Annotated in this window: 13 protein-coding genes; 8 read left to right on the forward strand and 5 right to left on the reverse strand. The window is 42.9% G+C overall.

The features are described from left to right. Complete coding sequence (locus tag Q0R52_RS01200; protein WP_295791240.1) at nucleotides 1–1,215, reverse strand: glycosyltransferase family 4 protein; 1,215 nt, start codon at nucleotides 1,213–1,215, stop codon at nucleotides 1–3. After that, nucleotides 1,212–2,636 carry a polysaccharide biosynthesis C-terminal domain-containing protein gene (locus Q0R52_RS01205; protein ID WP_295791243.1) on the reverse strand — a complete coding sequence of 475 codons (1,425 nt, stop codon included), beginning with the start codon at nucleotides 2,634–2,636 and terminating at the stop codon, nucleotides 1,212–1,214. Before Q0R52_RS01205 ends, Q0R52_RS01200 begins: the two co-directional genes overlap by 4 nt. Nucleotides 2,637–3,147: 511 nt before the next feature. Here Q0R52_RS01205 and Q0R52_RS01210 point away from each other — a divergent pair. From Q0R52_RS01210 to Q0R52_RS01245, 8 genes are all read left to right on the forward strand, one after another. Beyond that, nucleotides 3,148–4,794, forward strand: coding sequence for a hypothetical protein (locus Q0R52_RS01210; RefSeq protein WP_295791246.1), 1,647 nt, complete (start codon nucleotides 3,148–3,150; stop codon nucleotides 4,792–4,794). Next, nucleotides 4,784–5,746 carry a glycosyltransferase gene (locus tag Q0R52_RS01215; RefSeq protein ID WP_295791249.1) on the forward strand — a complete coding sequence of 321 codons (963 nt, stop codon included), beginning with the start codon at nucleotides 4,784–4,786 and terminating at the stop codon, nucleotides 5,744–5,746. The genes Q0R52_RS01210 and Q0R52_RS01215 overlap by 11 nt, the downstream gene beginning before the upstream one ends. A 10-nt stretch (nucleotides 5,747–5,756) precedes the next feature. Next, nucleotides 5,757–6,833, forward strand: a complete 1,077-nt coding sequence (locus tag Q0R52_RS01220; RefSeq protein WP_295791255.1) for a glycosyltransferase family 4 protein — start codon at nucleotides 5,757–5,759, stop codon at nucleotides 6,831–6,833. Beyond that, complete coding sequence (locus tag Q0R52_RS01225; protein ID WP_295791257.1) at nucleotides 6,830–7,951, forward strand: DUF1972 domain-containing protein; 1,122 nt, start codon at nucleotides 6,830–6,832, stop codon at nucleotides 7,949–7,951. Before Q0R52_RS01220 ends, Q0R52_RS01225 begins: the two co-directional genes overlap by 4 nt. After that, nucleotides 7,935–9,200: an O-antigen ligase family protein gene (locus Q0R52_RS01230; protein WP_295791259.1), complete on the forward strand. Its 1,266-nt coding sequence runs from the start codon at nucleotides 7,935–7,937 to the stop codon at nucleotides 9,198–9,200. Before Q0R52_RS01225 ends, Q0R52_RS01230 begins: the two co-directional genes overlap by 17 nt. A gap of 77 nt (nucleotides 9,201–9,277) precedes the next feature. Next, nucleotides 9,278–10,234, forward strand: coding sequence for a hypothetical protein (locus Q0R52_RS01235; RefSeq protein ID WP_295791262.1), 957 nt, complete (start codon nucleotides 9,278–9,280; stop codon nucleotides 10,232–10,234). Between the two features lie 222 nt (nucleotides 10,235–10,456). Further along, on the forward strand, nucleotides 10,457–12,625 hold the full coding sequence (locus Q0R52_RS01240; protein WP_295791265.1) for a PQQ-binding-like beta-propeller repeat protein: 2,169 nt from the start codon (nucleotides 10,457–10,459) through the stop codon (nucleotides 12,623–12,625). Nucleotides 12,626–12,709: 84 nt separating this feature from the next. Beyond that, nucleotides 12,710–13,303, forward strand: a complete 594-nt coding sequence (locus Q0R52_RS01245; RefSeq protein ID WP_295791268.1) for a TMEM175 family protein — start codon at nucleotides 12,710–12,712, stop codon at nucleotides 13,301–13,303. Nucleotides 13,304–13,407: 104 nt separating this feature from the next. Here Q0R52_RS01245 and Q0R52_RS01250 read toward each other — a convergent pair whose 3' ends face one another. From Q0R52_RS01250 to Q0R52_RS01260, 3 genes are all read right to left on the reverse strand, one after another. Next, nucleotides 13,408–14,208: a hypothetical protein gene (locus tag Q0R52_RS01250; RefSeq protein ID WP_295791271.1), complete on the reverse strand. Its 801-nt coding sequence runs from the start codon at nucleotides 14,206–14,208 to the stop codon at nucleotides 13,408–13,410. A gap of 238 nt (nucleotides 14,209–14,446) precedes the next feature. Beyond that, nucleotides 14,447–15,190, reverse strand: a complete 744-nt coding sequence (locus tag Q0R52_RS01255; RefSeq protein ID WP_295791274.1) for an outer membrane beta-barrel protein — start codon at nucleotides 15,188–15,190, stop codon at nucleotides 14,447–14,449. A gap of 340 nt (nucleotides 15,191–15,530) precedes the next feature. Further along, nucleotides 15,531–17,117, reverse strand: coding sequence for a SusD/RagB family nutrient-binding outer membrane lipoprotein (locus Q0R52_RS01260; protein ID WP_295791276.1), 1,587 nt, complete (start codon nucleotides 17,115–17,117; stop codon nucleotides 15,531–15,533). Between the last annotated feature and the right edge of the window lie 20 nt (nucleotides 17,118–17,137).

Consider the following 17,137-nt stretch of genomic DNA (forward strand, 5'->3'; position numbering starts at 1 on the left):
TTATATTGGGGCGATACCATCTAACACTTTCTGGTAGAAAGCCAGATTTTCCTGTGCAATCTTACTTATTTCGAATCGTTCCTTAAGCCTTTCGTATCCGTTTTTTGCCAACCTTGTGCAAACATCGGGGTTATTTAAAAGATAAACTATTGACGATGCTATTTGCTCTACGTTATCAGGATCAATAAGCAGCCCGGTGGTTTCATCCCCCAGCAATTCCGGGCCCGATGTGCGGTTTGAATTTATTACAGCAGTGCCACAGGCCATCGCTTCCAGCGGCGCCAGCGCAAATGCCTCGGCATACGACGGAAATACACTTATTGCAGATTCCTGTAAAAACGAATATAATTCATTGGTCGCAACATGGCCTTTAAAAATCACCGAAGATTCGCCCGCAGCATTTAAGTAAGCCCTAACTTTTTGCAGCGGGCCTTTGCCCAATATGAACAACCGCGCATCGGGATGTGATTTATTTACAATGTTCCAGGCTTTTACCAGTTGAAGTATTCCTTTTTTCTCCACCAAAGTTCCGGTAAATATTACCTGCTTCGCCTTTTTGATGATGTTTGCCGCCGGGATGTTTGTATCTATTCCATTATATAGAACAGTAATTTGTTTGTTATAAGATAGGTATAGTGCGCTTTTATCGGCCGTGTATTTACTTGCCGACGATACACCTGTCGCCTGGTTTAAAATAACCTGCTCCATTTGGAGGACGTTGGCGGGAACGGCTTGCTTCGCTTCATTTTTAAAGTAGGTGATAGTACCGTGCATTTTTACGATCACCGGAACCGACAATTTTGGGAACAGAACTACGCTTTTACAAAACCGTACGTAATCGTTGTAGTCGGGCATCTCAACAATATCGATATTGTATTCTGCAATGATTTCTTCCAGCCTAATTTGATAGATAGCCAGGCTTTTCTTGATATCCCGTTCCATCAGACCAGATTCGTTTAGCAAGCGCAAACCAACCCATGATAGCAACGACGTTTCGTTGCCTAAAAAATCAAAATTATACCCCCTGCGAAAACGAAAAACTTTAACACCCTCGTCATCGAATTCATCGGCGCCGCCATAACCCGGGCCATATAAACCGGCAACTACCACTTTATTCCCGTGTTTTGCCATTTGCTGGGCCAGCAACCTTACAGATGTACCGATACCGCCATGCCTGCCGGGGGGGTATTCATCGCACAGGTATAGGATATTCATTTATTGAGTAAATTTTTAAAGTTATTGATGTGCACGCGTGTTATTTGCCTGGTCAGTATTGTGATTAACATGTACAAAAAAACAGCAAATAATCCCTGGAGTAAGAAATTGATTTTTAGCTGGATACTTGCGAAGTAAACTCCGACAGCTTCAGCGGTATAAATCAAAATCGGCCAGATAGATATCAGTGTGATTTGGCGGTTCACCAGCCTGTAATACAGCAATGCCTGCAGTAACGTGGTACCTAAGAATGCGGTAGCCGCCCCTAAACCACCAAACCTTGGTATCAAAATCAGGTTCAGGCAAACATTTGTGACTGCGCACACTACCGTTACGGTTGATACAGATTTGTACTTTTTCGCGGCAAAGCTTATCGACCACAGCAGGTTGATGAAAAATTGCAAGGGGATACAACCCGACAATATTAAAAACTGCAGCGAGTTTGAACTACCATATTTGCCATGAGTTATTAAAGAAATAACAGGCACCCATAAAATATTTAGTATTAACGGGATTAAAGCTGCGAAAAACAACTCCACAACATTGAATGCTGTAATATACTTTTGGTATTCAATATTAATATTGCCGTTTCCGCTTAATAACCTCGCAAAGCGCGGTAAAATTATCGGGGCAATGATCAACATCGGTAACCGGGAAAGCTCATAAGCCCGGTAAGCAAAGCTATAGTCGGCTAAAATGCTGGTGCTTGTCATGATCCCAAGCAGAATCCAATCCATTCGCGACAGGCTGATATCAAATATAACTGATATGTATTGTGCCGACGATTCCCTAATAAGTTTTATATACGCCTTGAATCGGAATTTTAGATCAAAGCTTGTTTTCGCAAGCAGGTAAACAAGTAAGCCGACAAGTTCAAACACCCCTGCGCAAATTAAAATCGCCAAAACGGTGTTTATATAAAGAATACCCTGCTTTAACAGCAGCCAGGCAGCGGCTATTTTACCAATATTACTGATTATGCTGATAACTCCGTAAGGCGTAAATTTTTCTTTGGCATTTAAAAATTGCTTTAAGGGCACACCAATAAAAATAAGCCCTTGCGCTAAAAAGAACCAGGGTAATTGTTTATACAAGCCTGCTTTTGTGCCCATTATGTTGTTAAGCAGTAACAGGAATAAAAACGTTATTAAAAAGCCGGTTATAGAATGGATAAAAAAAGCGGTTGCTGCCCAATCTGATTGCCGGGAAGCCGCGACTCGCCGCACTACTACCTGCTCCAGCCCAAAGCCAAGAACCGTAGTTATCAATATAGAGACGGCGTTAGTCCAGCTGATAACGCCAAAATCATCTTTCGACAGGTAAACTGAGATAAAATAAAAGAAAAATGCCCCCAGCACCTGTACAGAAATTGCCTGCAAGCCCGATGAGAATATTTTAGTGAGTAACCTGTGTTTTGTCAATATTGATTATTTATGGCGCAGCATCAAAATTAATATAATCTTTCAGTTTGCTGTACATAATGCACTACGGGGGATTCGCACTTTTGGCTGCCTGCCTATGCAAATTTTGGCCAGAAAATAGAGTTAAGTTCTCGCATGGGTTACGCAGGAGATAAGCAGTTTTTACGAAAAGTACTGACACTGATTTGTCAGTACTTTTCGTGTTTTTCGACGTAGCAGACAAGGTGAAAAGTGCGTTATTAAGGCAGAAACAGGCTTTTTGGTATCCCGGGCCCTTGTTTCGCCGTTCCACCCTGTTCCATATGTTCCACTGTGAACAGTGAACATAAAACCATACTGCAATACTGGGGTGGATAGGTTTATCCAGCGAGGGGCATCTGCAAAAGAGCCCGCGGAAACAAGACCGGTGAGAATGCCTTTTTTGTGGGCTACACAGGCAACCCTTTTTGGATTCGATACGTAATTCTATTGAAACTATTAGCTCCTTTTAAACGCGATTAATTAAGTATTGATGTTAAACCCTATTGCTGTGTTTAATTTAAAAAAGGCCATAAACCGTATCGACTGGAGGTTGCTGTTGTTTTTGCTGCTTTTTTTGGATGTAAAAACGGGGATTAAAATTGCAGCAATAGTTATCATTTACCTGCTTCGCTTCGATTTCAAGTTCGGCTTTAGCTTTAAAAATTCAAGACTGCCGCTGTTTTACCCACTGATAATGCTCATCCCACTTATCAGCCTGGTGATAAACAAAGCGTACACAAATCCTGACTACCTGCTCGTTTTCATCACAGGCATGGGCTTTTGGCTACTTTGCCTGCTAGCCATACACCAGGTTAAACTGGCGGTTGAAAATAGTGAAACCGAAACCATACAACGAACTATACTGGTTTTCTTCGTTCTTAACGCCATTGTTTGCTTTTTTAATTTTGCCGCCATTGTTTGGGAAACTGGCGCACTTAACCCATACCGTTATCAGGGCGAATACCAGAAATATTTTATCGGAACGGGTGACTACATAAAGGGAATCACTTTTGACACATCCACAACCAATGCAGCCTTAAATGCGCTCGGGGTTCTTTACTTTTTGATAAGAAGAAATAATCCAATGGTGCTCGTTTGCATGGTTGTGCTGCTGTTTACCTGCAGCAATTTCCTGAATATGTCGCTGATACTGCTGTTTGCGCTGTTATTTATTTTCAGGACCACACGCGACCAAAAAAGCATTATCGTGGTTTGCCTGGTGCTGATGGTGGTTTTTATGGGTCGCATTTCACCGCAAAACGATAAATACGCAGTTAAAACAATTGATGAGGCAATAAAAATTCCTGTTGGCGGCAATAGTAAAACAGTTGCAGCGGTAACATGCAGCAACATCCCTACTCTGGAAGAAACCAGGAAAAGGATCGCGCAAAATTATCTCGACAGTATTTGGCGTTCGCACCGGAAAAAAAATGCGCTGGTAAAGCCTACGGCTATTGCTGCGTTGCCAAAAACAGAGCAAGGCAGGATACTTATTGATACAGCAGATATTAATTCGCTGCCTTATCAATCCATCGTCGATACAACTCCTGTACAACATGTGCTATTAAATTTTATCGACGCGCATGCGGCCAGCTTGCCGCTATCGGCACAAAAAACTTTTAAACCGGGTCGCCCCGGTAAGGTTATCACTTTTTTCCAAACAGCAGCTTTCTTTCAACAACATCCAGCGAAAATAGTAGCCGGTGCCGGGATGGGTAACTTTTCATCGAAGCTTGCTTTCAGGGCCACCGGTTTTGGCTTTGCTGGGGGCTATCCGCAAAATCATGCTTATATCAATACTGATTTTTTGACTAACCATCTTGACGTTTACCTCAATTTTTTCGGTCGCCGTGCCAGTTTACATTCGTTAACCAACAGTCCAAATTCTGTTTATGACCAGCTATTATCTGAGTATGGTTTACTTGGGTTATTGGCTTTCGCGATATTTTATGTGTGGTTTTTCGCCAGGCACGCCAAAACATTTACTTATGGGCTCCCCGCGTTGCTGCTTTTACTGTTGATTTTTTTTACTGATTACTGGTTTGAGCAATTATCGGTAATTGTGTTTTTTGAGTTGCTCCTGTTTTTAAATATCAAGGAAACCGATAACAAAGCCCTGATGAATTATGGACATTGAACGCCCAAAGGTTACTGTTTTAATGCCGGCCTACAACGCTGAAAAGTATATTGGTGAAGCAATTTCGTCGGTGCTGGAACAGTCATTTACTGATTTTGAACTGTTAATAATTAACGACGGCTCTACAGATGACACAGAAAAAATCATCCGTTCATTTAGCGACCCTCGCATAGTGCTCATTAGCCAGGAAAACAAAGGAGTTTCTGCAGCACTCAATTGGGGTTTGGAAAATGCACGTGCACCTTACATAGCCCGGTTTGATGCGGACGACGTCTGCCTGCCAACTCGATTGAAGGTTCAGTATGAGTTTATCACTGCCTACCCTGAATATACTATTATCGGCTCGGCGGTTGATTATATCGATGCTGATGGCCATTTTATTTTCACCCATCATCCGGAAGGGCATTTAAATGAAGAAATCCAGCAGTTGAAGTATACCATCTGCCCGTTTATCCACTCAAGTGTATTTTACAAAAAGGAAGCTGTGGTTAACAATGGTGGCTATAACGAGCATGCTTATACCTACGAGGATCATTTTTTATGGGTGAATATCCTTAAAAACGAGAAGGCCTGCAACCTGTCGCAGCCATTGATAAAGGTACGGCTGAATCCCGAATCAATAACTATCGACGAAAAGTGGCGCACACGAAAATTTCGTGCTATAAAATACTCCACTTTAAAAAACAAAAATATTACAGAGGCCGAGGGCAACGAATTGTACCAGATTGGCGGTAAACAATATTCGCCGAAAATAAAGCAGGGGGCTTACTATGCGTTATGCGGTAAAAAATTCCTGCTGAATAATTACCAGCCTGAAAAAGCACGTATGAACATGGTGAGGGCCATTAGCCTACACCCGCTGCGCCTGGATAACTACCTGATTTATACAGTTAGCTATTTCCCGGAGCGGTTTATTACATGGCTGCATAACATTAGCCAGGGCAAGTTTTAACAATGACAAGATGAGAGTAGCATTCATAGCAAGATCGACGCTATACACCGTTCCCGGCGGGGACACTGTGCAGGTTGTGCAAACTGCCCGGCAGCTTACCGCATTGGGAGTTGGAGTAGATATTTTGCTGTCGAAAGAAATGATTTCCTACGAGCAATATGATTTGCTGCATTTTTTTAACCTGATACGCCCGGCTGACATCCTGCATCACAGCAAAATGGCTAAAAAACCTTTTGTGATATCGACGATACTATGCACCTACGGCGATTATTATACATACAACCGCGACGGATTGGGCGCCATATTTACCCGCCTGCCTGCTGACGGGGTAGAATATTTAAAAACCGTTGCCCGCTGGATTTTGGGGAAGGACCACCTTTCAAGCATTGATTACTTATGGAAAGGCCAGCGCAAAAGTATTATCGAGATATTGAGCAAAGCTGACATTATTCTGCCTAATTCTGAATCGGAGTTTAGGCGGGTACAGGAAACCTATCCTTGCAAGGTAAAGCATATGATAATTACCAATGGTATTAATCCTGAGAAGTTTCCATTTAACGCAGCGGTGGAAAAGGACAAGAACCTGGTGATTTGTGTAGCCAGGATTGAGGGGCGTAAAAACCAGCTTAACCTGATAAAAGCATTAAACAATACCCGCTTTAAGCTGGTAATTATTGGCGCGGCCGCACCTAACCAGCAGGAATATTACCAACAGTGCCGAGACATTGCGGCTGACAACATCAGCTTTGTCGACCGCTTGCCTCAGCATGAACTGCTGGAATATTTTCAGCGGGCTAAGGTTCACATTTTACCCAGCTGGTTCGAAACTACAGGTTTAAGTTCTATCGAGGCAACCGTGATGCACTGTAATATAGTAATAACTAATAAAGGCGATACACGCGACTATTTTGGCGATGATGCTGTCTACTGCGACCCGGCCAGTCCGGAGAGTATACTTGAGGCGGTGGAAGAGGCTAGCGTTATGCCGTTTAATGAAGATTTATTAAACAGGATACTGAACAACTATACTTGGCAACAGGCGGCACAACAAACACTTAAAGCTTATCAATTAGTAGCTATAGCATGAAATTACGAATAGCAATATTAGGTACAAGGGGCGTTCCGAATTACTACGGCGGCTTTGAACATATATCCGAATATGTTTCCGAAGGGCTGGTAAAACGCGGACATGAAGTTACGGTGTATAATTCGCACAACCATCCTTATCAAAAAGATAACTGGAATGGTGTGAATATACAGCATTGCTACGACCCGGAATACCTCGTTGGCACGGCCGGCCAATTTATTTACGATTTAAACTGCCTGCTGGATGCCCGTAAAAGAAAGTTTGATGCTATACTAATAATGGGCTACACCAGTAGCTCGGTTTGGGGCAAGCTTTATCCGCCAAACAGCACCATCATCACCAATATGGACGGGCTGGAATGGAAGCGTTCGAAATACTCACCAAAGGTTCAGAAATTTTTAAAGTATGCCGAAAAACTGGCGGTTAAGTACAGCGAGTTTTACATATCCGACTCGCTGGTTATCAAACAATACCTCGGCGACAAATACAAGGTCAATAGCAAATATATCCCGTACGGTGCAGATTTATTCTCGGAAGAGGAACGCGAACAGGTGGACAGCACCGACGCTTTGAAAGAAGATTATTTTTTATTGATGGCGCGCATGGAGCCCGAAAATAACATTGAGACCATACTGGAAGGTTTTAACAACAGCAGCTCGCACCGCAAGTTTAAAGTGCTTGGTGATACTGGCAACAAGTTTGGCAAATTCATCACCCATAAGTTTAAAAACGACGAGCGCATTGAGTTTAAAGGTTCTATTTTTGATACGGCTAAGGTGCGTGCGCTGCAAAATAACTCCTATCTGTATTTTCACGGGCACAGCGTTGGTGGCACCAACCCATCATTGCTCGAAGCCATGGCCAGTGAGGCTTTGATTGCTGCGCACAACAACCCCTTTAACAAGTCAGTACTGCACACCGATGCATTTTATTTTTCGGATGCCAAAGAAGTTCGTAACCTGGTAGAAACGGTGCAACGCAAAGAAATTGAACAAACGATGGTTAGTAATAACCTGCACAAAATTAAATACCAGTTTAACTGGGAAAAGATAATTGACCAATATGAGCAGTACATTATAGAATGTTATCAAAGTAAAAAACATGAGCGGATTGTTTAAGGTAAACGACACCCTTACCAATAAAATAAGCTACTACCACCTCATGTTATTGATGGCCTCGCTGCCGTTCGACAAGTTTTACAGTCACCTAATTTTAATAAGCTACGGTATCCACACCCTTATCCATCTCAGTAAAAAAAACATCAAGCCAGTTTTTAACTTAAGGATGCTGGCGTTGCAGTCGGTTTTTATAATTACCCTGTTAGCGGCCATATACAGCAGCGATAGCAAAGGTGCGCTTGATGAGATTGGCCGAAAGGCGGTAATCCTTGTCATCCCCATATTGTTTTGTCTTAACCCTTTCGACCTGAAAAAATACCGCGACAAGCTACTGCTGTTTTTCGCATTGGTTTGTACCACCACGTTGCTGTACCTGTATATTGATGCATTGGTGACCATCAGGCATTTTAAACTGCCTTACTCCATGTTGTTTTCGGGCTATTTTGCCAATCATAATTTTTCGGAGCCAATCGGTATGCATGCCACTTTTTTTTCAATGCAGATAGGGTTGGCGCTTGTTTTCCTATTGTTGCTACTACTACAAGAAAAGGTCTTTTACAAAAGACTGTTGTATTTGGCCTGCGCAGTTATCCTTACGTGCGGAATGGTTCAGTTAAGTTCAAAATCGGTATTTATTGCCTTGTTTTTAGCCGTAAATTTTGCAGTGCCTTATTTTTTATTACAGGGTGTTAAACGGCGCAGGTACATAATGATGGCTGCATCATTATCAGTATTGCTGGCTGCCGGCATTTTATCATCGGCCGCATTCCGTGAGCGTTATGTAACCGAGTTGGCTACAGACCTATCGCCGGCAAAACCGGGCGAGTCATTGGACTCCCGGCTGGCGCGCTGGAACGTAATTGTTAAGCTCGTAGAGAAAAAGCCTGTGGCCGGTTACGGCACAGGCACCGAGCTGGGTTTATTACATGATAATTTTTTCACTAATCGGCTGTACAATTCTTTTTTACACAACCTTAATGCGCATAACCAATACCTCAGTTTCCTGCTAAAATCGGGCGTGATCGGTTTGCTGGTTTACCTGGGCGCACTGGCGTTTGGGTTAAATGTTTCCTTTCAGCAAAAGGATCTGCTTTTGTTTGTTTTCATGCTGATAATCACCTGTGTATCCTTTTCTGAAAATTTGCTGGATGTGGATAAGGGTATATTTTATTACGCTTTTTTCTACTCGTTTTTCATTTTTTCGACCGCGGATGTATCAACGGACATCAAACCGGAAAAAACAACATAAATAGTTAATAACATGGGCAACCTAACAAGTAATTATACCGTCATTATTATGTAAGCTATTTTTAATATAACAAGTAAATGCAAAACCCTTCATATCCCTTAATTAGTAAAAGCTTGTCGGTGATTAAAGAGAATATATTAGAAACCCTGGCTTATTTCGACCTGTTTGATTATCCGTTATCAAGGGCCGAGATTTACTTGTTCTTAAAGAATAAGCACGATTTTGACGTATTTGAAGATGCCCTCCGTTTGCTGCTCGAAGCCGGGATAATCCACCAGTTTGATAAATTTTACACATTAAAGAACGACCAGTACCTGGTTGTGCGCCGCAATGACGGTAACCAAAAGGCTGCGGAGCTAATAAAAGTTGCCGGGAAAGTGGGAAACCTGCTCATCCGCTTCCCTTATGTGCGCGGCATAGCTATATCTGGCTCACTTTCCAAAAATTTCGCCGACGATAAATCCGATATCGACCTGTTTATCATCACTGCCAAAAATAAGTTGTGGATAGCCCGTACTATAATGCATTGCTTTAAGAAGCTCACTTTTTTGGTTAATAAAGAGCACCTGTTTTGCATGAATTATTACATAGACGAGCAGCAACTGGAAATTGCTGAAAAGAATATCTATACCGCAATTGAAATAGCTACACTCATCCCGCTGCAGGGCGACACCATTTTTGATAGCTTTTTTGCTTCAAATGCGTGGACAAGAAACTATCTGCCAAATAAAAATATGCGTATCGCTTGCGCCAAGCCGGTTAGACCAGGTTTTTTTAAAAACTTGGTCGAACTGTTATTTGACAACGTCGCAGGTAATAAAATTGACGATATGTTGATGAGGATCACAGGTGACAGGTGGTTGAAGAAGACCGAGCAAAAAAAGGTAAACAACCACGGCATCATAATGGGTATGGAAACAGGCAAGCACTTCGCCAAACCCGACCCTAAGAATTTTCAAAGCAAATTGCTGTTGAGGCACTATGCAAGAGTATCGAGGGTGTTGCGGAGCTACGAGGAAAGTTTGGTGAATTGAGTTCGGCAAATCGCCGGGACGCTTCAAGTCTCCTACCAAACGAGTAATGCACATTCTGTCAATCTTTTGATATATGAATCTTTGCCTTAAGACCATTCCTCGATTAAACGAGAAGCACCGCGTCCCTACACTCATTTAATGATTTTCTGAAGGGAAACCTTATTTTGTTTTTAACATAATCTCATTAGCTTTATTAACTCCAAATAAAGCCGACTTTACGACATGAAAATTCCCGTACTATTTTGTTTACTGCTTGTACTAGGCATCGTTACATCCTGCAAAAAACATTCATCAAACAATACAGAATGGCGCACCTATGCCGGCTCCGAGGAGGGCAACAGGTATTCGGCAAATGAGCAGATAACCGCAGCCAATGTCGGAAGCCTTAAAATAGCCTGGCAATTTAGTTCTGGCGATAAGGATAGTGCCAACCGCAGCCAAAATCAATGCAACCCCATAATGGTTGACGGTACATTGTACGCCACCAGCCCAAAACTCAAACTTTTTGCTTTAGACGCCGCTACCGGCGTACAAAAATGGATATTCGACCCGGCAAGCCAGGACACCTCAAAAAAAGACGATCCGCTGGCTTATTATAAAGTTTGCCGAGGTGTAATTTATTGGAGCGATGACAAAGGCGATAACAAACGGATATTTTACAGTGTAGGTTCAAAAACTTATGCAATAGATGCCGAAAGCGGCCAGCCGGTAAAGGATTTTGGCAAAGGCGGATACATAGATTTAACAAAGGATTTGGGTAAAGAGACCCAATCGTTTGTATCGGGCACTACGCCGGGTGTTATTTATAAAGATATCCTAATTGTAGGTACCAGGGTTGCTGAGTCGGAAGATGCCGCGCCCGGGCACGTAAGGGCTTATGATGTGATGACGGGCAAGCTGCGCTGGATTTTTCATACGATTCCACAGCCGGGCGAAAAAGGCTATGAAACCTGGCCCGATAAAGATGCATGGAAACGGCTGGGCGGCGCAAATAACTGGGCGGGAATGGCACTCGACGAAAAGCGAGGTATTGTATACATTCCAACTGGTTCAATTGGTGGCGATTTCTATGGAGGTAACCGCAAAGGAACAAACCTTTATGCCAACTCACTTTTAGCTTTGGACGCGGCGACCGGGAAATACATATGGCATTTCCAGGCTGTGCATCATGATTTATGGGATCGCGACTTTGCAGCAAACCCCAATCTCGTTACCATTAAGCACGATGGCAAAACGATTGATGCTGTGGCGCAAATAAGCAAGCACGGCTATATTTTCATGTTCGACAGGACAAACGGGAAACCAATTTTTCCGATTGAGGAAAAGCCTGTGCCGCAAAATGCCCTGCCGGGCGAGCAGGTTTGGCCAACTCAACCTATCCCAACATTACCACTGCCTTTTGCTAGGCAGCATTTTGGCCCCGAAGACGTTTCTGATATCAGCCCCGAAACACATGCAGCTATGCTGGCCCAATATCAAAAAGTAAAATACAATACCATGTTTACTCCGCCTAGTAAGGACGGTGATTGGATTTTCCCGGGCTTCGACGGCGGCGGCGAATGGGGCGGTGCAGCGGTTGACCCCGAATCGAAAATAATGTACATCAGTAATAGCGAAATGCCCTGGGCACAGGTGATGATTGACGTACCTAAAAACACCGACGACCATTCATTAAATGGAATTGGGCATACCGTTTATAATAATTATTGCATATCATGCCATGGTCCCGAATTAAAGGGTAACGGCACATCGTACCCATCGCTGGTAAATATCGGCAAGAAGTATACCGAAGACCAGGTAAGCAAGCTTATAGCTAATGGCCGCAATATGATGCCGTCATTTAAACAAATCCCCGCTGACGCGAAAAAGGCGCTGTTAGCGTTTGTGTTAAAGCTGCCCGAAAAGGAGCCAGCAAGCAGGCAATTGGCCAAAGAACCGGTTAATAAAAGTATGGCAAACACTATACCTTATGTAATGAATGGCTACAACCGTTTCCTTGATAAAGATGGCTATCCCGGTATTAAGCCGCCGTGGGGAACTCTGGATGCGGTGGACCTGACGTCCGGCAAATTATTATGGAAGGTGCCATTGGGCGAGTATCCCGAATTGACAAAAAAAGGCATACCCATCACGGGGACAGAGTTATATGGCGGCCCGCTGGTAACCAAAGGCGGCCTTGTATTTGTTGCCGCAACAAAGGATGAAAAGATACGGGCGTTCGATAAAAAAACAGGCAAACAGCTGTGGGCGGCAAAATTGCCGGCTGCGGGTTATGCTACACCGGCGACCTATGCAATTGATGGTAAGCAATATGTGGTTATTGCATGCGGCGGTGGCAAAATCGGCAGCAAATCGGGCGATAGTTATGTTTGTTTTGCCTTGGCGGACTGATATACTCTCAATATGCTTTTAGCTTTAGTCTTTTTGCTTTGCTCGTAAATCCCTATTTTGTTGCACTATTTTGATTTTGCAACAATGGAAAAAGGACGTTTAGAGGCATTTAGCGATGGGGTTATTGCCATCATCATCACCATAATGGTGTTAGAGCTTAAAATACCAAAGGGGGCTGATATCCATGAACTCCGCGAATTGATACCTGTGTTTTTTAGCTATGTGCTCAGCTTCGTATACGTTGGCATCTACTGGAACAATCATCACCATACGCTACAGGCTGTACAATCGGTAAATGGCGCAATACTTTGGGCTAACATGCACCTGCTCTTCTGGCTTTCGCTTGTGCCATTTGTTACTGCCTGGATGGGCGAGAACCATTTTGCGCAATGGCCCGTTACCTGTTATGGTATTGTATTAATAATGAACTCTATTGCCTATACTATCCTTCTGTTTACGCTGGTACGGCACCTTGGAAAAGATTCCTTACTGGCCAAGGCAATGGGCAGAGACTATAAGGGCAAGGTATCAACAGCCATTTACGCAGCTGCAATTGCCATTTCTTTTACTAACCCTAAAATAAGTTTCGCCCTTTATATAGTTGTGGCCTGTATCTGGTTTATCCCCGACAAAAGAATTGAAAAGAAGATAGTAGGGGAAGAGCCACCTTGTGATTAAGAAATCATTAAGTCATCGGATCGTTAAAACGATGGGGATTAAATGTAAAAGCTTAACCCGCAAATCTTTATGCCTGATCTGCCAAAGACTTAATGATCCCATGATTATCCTATTTGCAAATTACCATTTGCAGGTTGCGTTACTTCGGCTCTACCCAATGCAAACCATAATGCCAATATACATCCGTAACTGCCGCCGCGTTCAATCCATTCAAATATTTCATAGTGCGGGTAAAAAAGTTCGCTGATAACTTTCCATACAAAAAAAATGAGGATGACTGACCGTACAGGTTTGATAAGAACGGTTATGGCCGCAGCCACTTCTAAGGCGCCGATAATATTCGCAGTGATTGCGGGATTGTTGAAGCCAAGAGCAGTGTACTGGCCTGTCAAACCTTTCTTTTCGATAAGGTTAAGCCAGCCGTGACCGGCAAGCAACAGGAACACTACCAATTTTAAACAAGTTACAACATTTGACAGCACTTTGGCATCCGTTTGCACATCGGGATTAATTATTGCGAACCAGCTTTTGATATTTAAACGCGTACCACCCGATAGCATTAATAATGCAAGCGGCGCCCCAAAGTTGCCTGCGCGTTCTATAAACTCAGCAAACGGCTCACCCGACATAGGGCGCATTAGCGCGGTAGCAGTGCCCCAAATAACAAGCCAGATTGGCACAATCCTTAATGGGTAAACTAGCATAAGTATACCGCAGAAAATATCAAAAGAGCCTACCCAGGGCATTAAATGATAGGCCGCTACCTTTCCTATGCCTGCTACTGCGAAGTAATTGCACCAAATAGGTTTAGTAATAATGCCAAATGCCCCATGGCCAATAAAACACATGGCAGATGCAAAACGAAGCGTATAATAAAGTTTTTGTTGAAGGTTTAAATTCAGCATATAATAATCAGTGTTGCAGCCCGGGCAATGCTATCGCGGCCAATTTTTTCAATCATTTAATCTAATTATGGGCAGGTTAAATCTATCGGAAAAAAAACAGAAACAAAAATTTTGTTATCCATTTTTGTTCAATACAACAAAATTTTAATATTAACGGCGTAATAGAATGGTTTAGCGGCATAAAAAAAGCAACTATCTTCATAGCTGCTTCAATATTTTTAATAATTGCTTAATGAATTTAGAAATGCACACCAATTCCAAAAGTGCTCTGTAATTCAGTAATTGGCTGTTTTGTTACTAATCTTCCGGTTCCGTTCAATGCTGAAATGTCGCCTGTAGTACTGATTTTTATCCCGTCGGATTTTACGTAATTAAAACGCACACCAATATCCCATCCTTCAGCAAACTCCCAACGCAGACCTGCATTACCGCCATAGGCAAATGCACTTCCTTTTGAATCGTTTTGAGTGATAGTAGTTGAGGTGTTGTTTTTGTTCGATACGAAAATGGTGTACACGGGTGTTGAGGTCATTTTAATTAAGCCCGCATCTGCCCGCAAATCAAGGATGAATTTACCGTAAGTGAAGGAATATTGCGGCCCGCCCATAAAGTTAATGCTATGGTAACGACCAACCGACTGTACCAGGGTAGAGTTTACCTTTAATATTTTATTGTATCCGTTGGCAAGTACTTGTACATCGGGTATTGTTAGTTCGCCCTGGTCCTGGAAAGTTAATTGTGTACCTATACCAAAGTTTTTATAAACGTACACTCCGCCTTCGAAACCCATAACAATGCCTCTTTTGGCAAACCCTGACTTGAAATTTTCATAGGTTGTATTTTTAAAGTCGCCCATAGGAGTTGAAACACCGCCAATGAGGGCCAGATAGCTTTTAACGTATTCTTTAGGTTCTGAGTCTTGTGCTTTAGCGTAAAAAGAGATAAGAGTAATAATTGAAATTAATGTAAGCGTTTTTTTCATTTTATAGTGTAAGGGCGTTTTACCTGTGTTTTGTCAATATTTTTACCAGTGCAGTTCCATCGGTTATGCAAACGTGTAAAGGAATGCAATAGTATCCATATTAAATCTTAAAAAATGTTAAATTTTAGCTGTAATAAAGCTGCATATGGCATTAACAAAATGCGCCAACGGGCAGGCTCAATTAAGGCGCTAAAATAAGGCTAATAAATCATTTGCGGCACAATTTGTTTAATTACTTCAATATTTAGCCTTCAAAAATTACCGCTAAATATAAAAACAGCCATCTTTTGCGTTAAAAAGACAGCTGTTTATATGGCAGTTTAGTTTGCTTAAATCTAATTTATTGCACGTCCCACCACATGCGGCTGGTTATTTTATCCCCGCCGGGCATGCCCGCTGCGGCGGCGTTGTAATTTGTGGTATTTACCTGCTTATCAACCGACGAATAGTACATCCTGCGCGGAATAGCTCCCGGCGATTGGCTGCCAGTAAAGGTTACCGGAATTAAAGCCGGGAACCCGGTACGGCGATAATTTGCCCAAGCCTCGTACTCGTCAAAAAATGTGCAAGCCCAATATTGCGTGTTTATCATATTAAGGCCATCGCTCGGGTCGTATGGATTATCTGCCAGGTATTGCCCGGCATCGCCATCGTTAACAACGCCGGAATCACCAAAAACAGCATACTGCGTCATGGCTGCAAGTACGCCATTGTTGTAATGGTCTTCCGCATTACCAATTCCCCAACGTGCAGCAGCATCCGCCAATAAGAATTCTGACTCGGCGTAAGTTAAAATTAAGGTTGGGGCGGTTGGGTTAAAAATTATCGGGCTTGGGCGCGAATATAAATTCAGGTCGCCTAAAAAAGGCGGCGGGCCCTGGTAGCTGAGTATACCGTGCGCTGTATTACCGGCATCATAACCATTCGGCAGGCCGTTTTGATCGTCCGGGTTGGACGAACCGCCCGCTGGATCATCGCCTGGTGTAAAACCATCGGGATAAACGTACGATAGTACGGGCAGGCGTGGGTCCGCGTTGTCCTTTAAAAAATCGATAAATGTTTTGCTTATTTGCCCTGATAGCTGCATATCACCGTCTTCGCCAATCCCACGATATATCCTGTTGATAGTTAGCGGATCGTTAGTGCCGTGGGGCGTTATTGCATTATCAGCGTTACTCTGCATGGTTTTACCTGCCACTTTAGTAACATAAGCTTTCGCAGTGTTAGGGTCCACCTTAGTCAGGCGCATTGCCATGCGGAGCAACAGCGAGTTTCCAAATCTCTTCCACGAAGCTATCTGGTCATCTGCGTAGCGGTAATACAGGTCGCCTGTCGGTTTGTCGGCATTCTCATCCAGGCTGTCGGTAGCCTGTTCTACTTCTTTTAACAAATCAGCATAAATATCCTTTTGCTTGTCATATTTAGGGAAATAAATTTTCTTGTTAAAGCCTTGCCCTGCGTCAAAATAAGGTACGTCGCCATAAACGTCGGTAATTCTTTCAAACGCCATCGCCTTCATAATCCTGGCTATTTGGTGCAGGTTTTTGTAGATGGGGTTGCCTTGCGTAATGGTATAAAGCACTACAGCATTTTTGATGGTAGAATCATAGGTGTGGTCGAAAAAAGAACCCCAGCCACCGCTTGTAGGCGCACCCACGTACTTATCGCCAAAAAAATAACCCGAAGTTGATGCCCAGTGCTGGATCATAGCACCTGCGCCCTGTATCTCGGTTTCCTCCACTTCAATGGCGTTATCTGTGCTGCCGGTGTAATATAGCTGAGTTGCAGTTAAAAAATTATTTGCGTCGAATTTATCAACGGTTACCGCATTAGGGTTGGTATTATTTTTAATAAGGTCTTTTTTGCACGCTGCAAACGCCGTTAGCATAACAGCGCCTGCAAGTATATATATCGTTTGTAATTTCATATTAAGCAGTTTATTATATT

The organism is Mucilaginibacter sp. (assembly GCF_025359345.1).
Lineage (GTDB): Bacteria > Bacteroidota > Bacteroidia > Sphingobacteriales > Sphingobacteriaceae > Mucilaginibacter.

Coding starts and splice junctions, on each gene's coding strand:
- Q0R52_RS01215 (WP_295791249.1), top strand. CDS start 4,784: ATGGACATTGAACGCCCAAAGGTTACTGTTTTAATGCCGGCCTACAAC.
- Q0R52_RS01260 (WP_295791276.1), bottom strand. CDS start 17,117: ATGAAATTACAAACGATATATATACTTGCAGGCGCTGTTATGCTAACG.
- Q0R52_RS01210 (WP_295791246.1), top strand. CDS start 3,148: ATGTTAAACCCTATTGCTGTGTTTAATTTAAAAAAGGCCATAAACCGT.
- Q0R52_RS01230 (WP_295791259.1), top strand. CDS start 7,935: ATGAGCGGATTGTTTAAGGTAAACGACACCCTTACCAATAAAATAAGC.
- Q0R52_RS01245 (WP_295791268.1), top strand. CDS start 12,710: ATGGAAAAAGGACGTTTAGAGGCATTTAGCGATGGGGTTATTGCCATC.
- Q0R52_RS01200 (WP_295791240.1), bottom strand. CDS start 1,215: ATGAATATCCTATACCTGTGCGATGAATACCCCCCCGGCAGGCATGGC.
- Q0R52_RS01220 (WP_295791255.1), top strand. CDS start 5,757: ATGAGAGTAGCATTCATAGCAAGATCGACGCTATACACCGTTCCCGGC.
- Q0R52_RS01225 (WP_295791257.1), top strand. CDS start 6,830: ATGAAATTACGAATAGCAATATTAGGTACAAGGGGCGTTCCGAATTAC.
- Q0R52_RS01240 (WP_295791265.1), top strand. CDS start 10,457: ATGAAAATTCCCGTACTATTTTGTTTACTGCTTGTACTAGGCATCGTT.
- Q0R52_RS01255 (WP_295791274.1), bottom strand. CDS start 15,190: ATGAAAAAAACGCTTACATTAATTTCAATTATTACTCTTATCTCTTTT.
- Q0R52_RS01250 (WP_295791271.1), bottom strand. CDS start 14,208: ATGCTGAATTTAAACCTTCAACAAAAACTTTATTATACGCTTCGTTTT.
- Q0R52_RS01235 (WP_295791262.1), top strand. CDS start 9,278: ATGCAAAACCCTTCATATCCCTTAATTAGTAAAAGCTTGTCGGTGATT.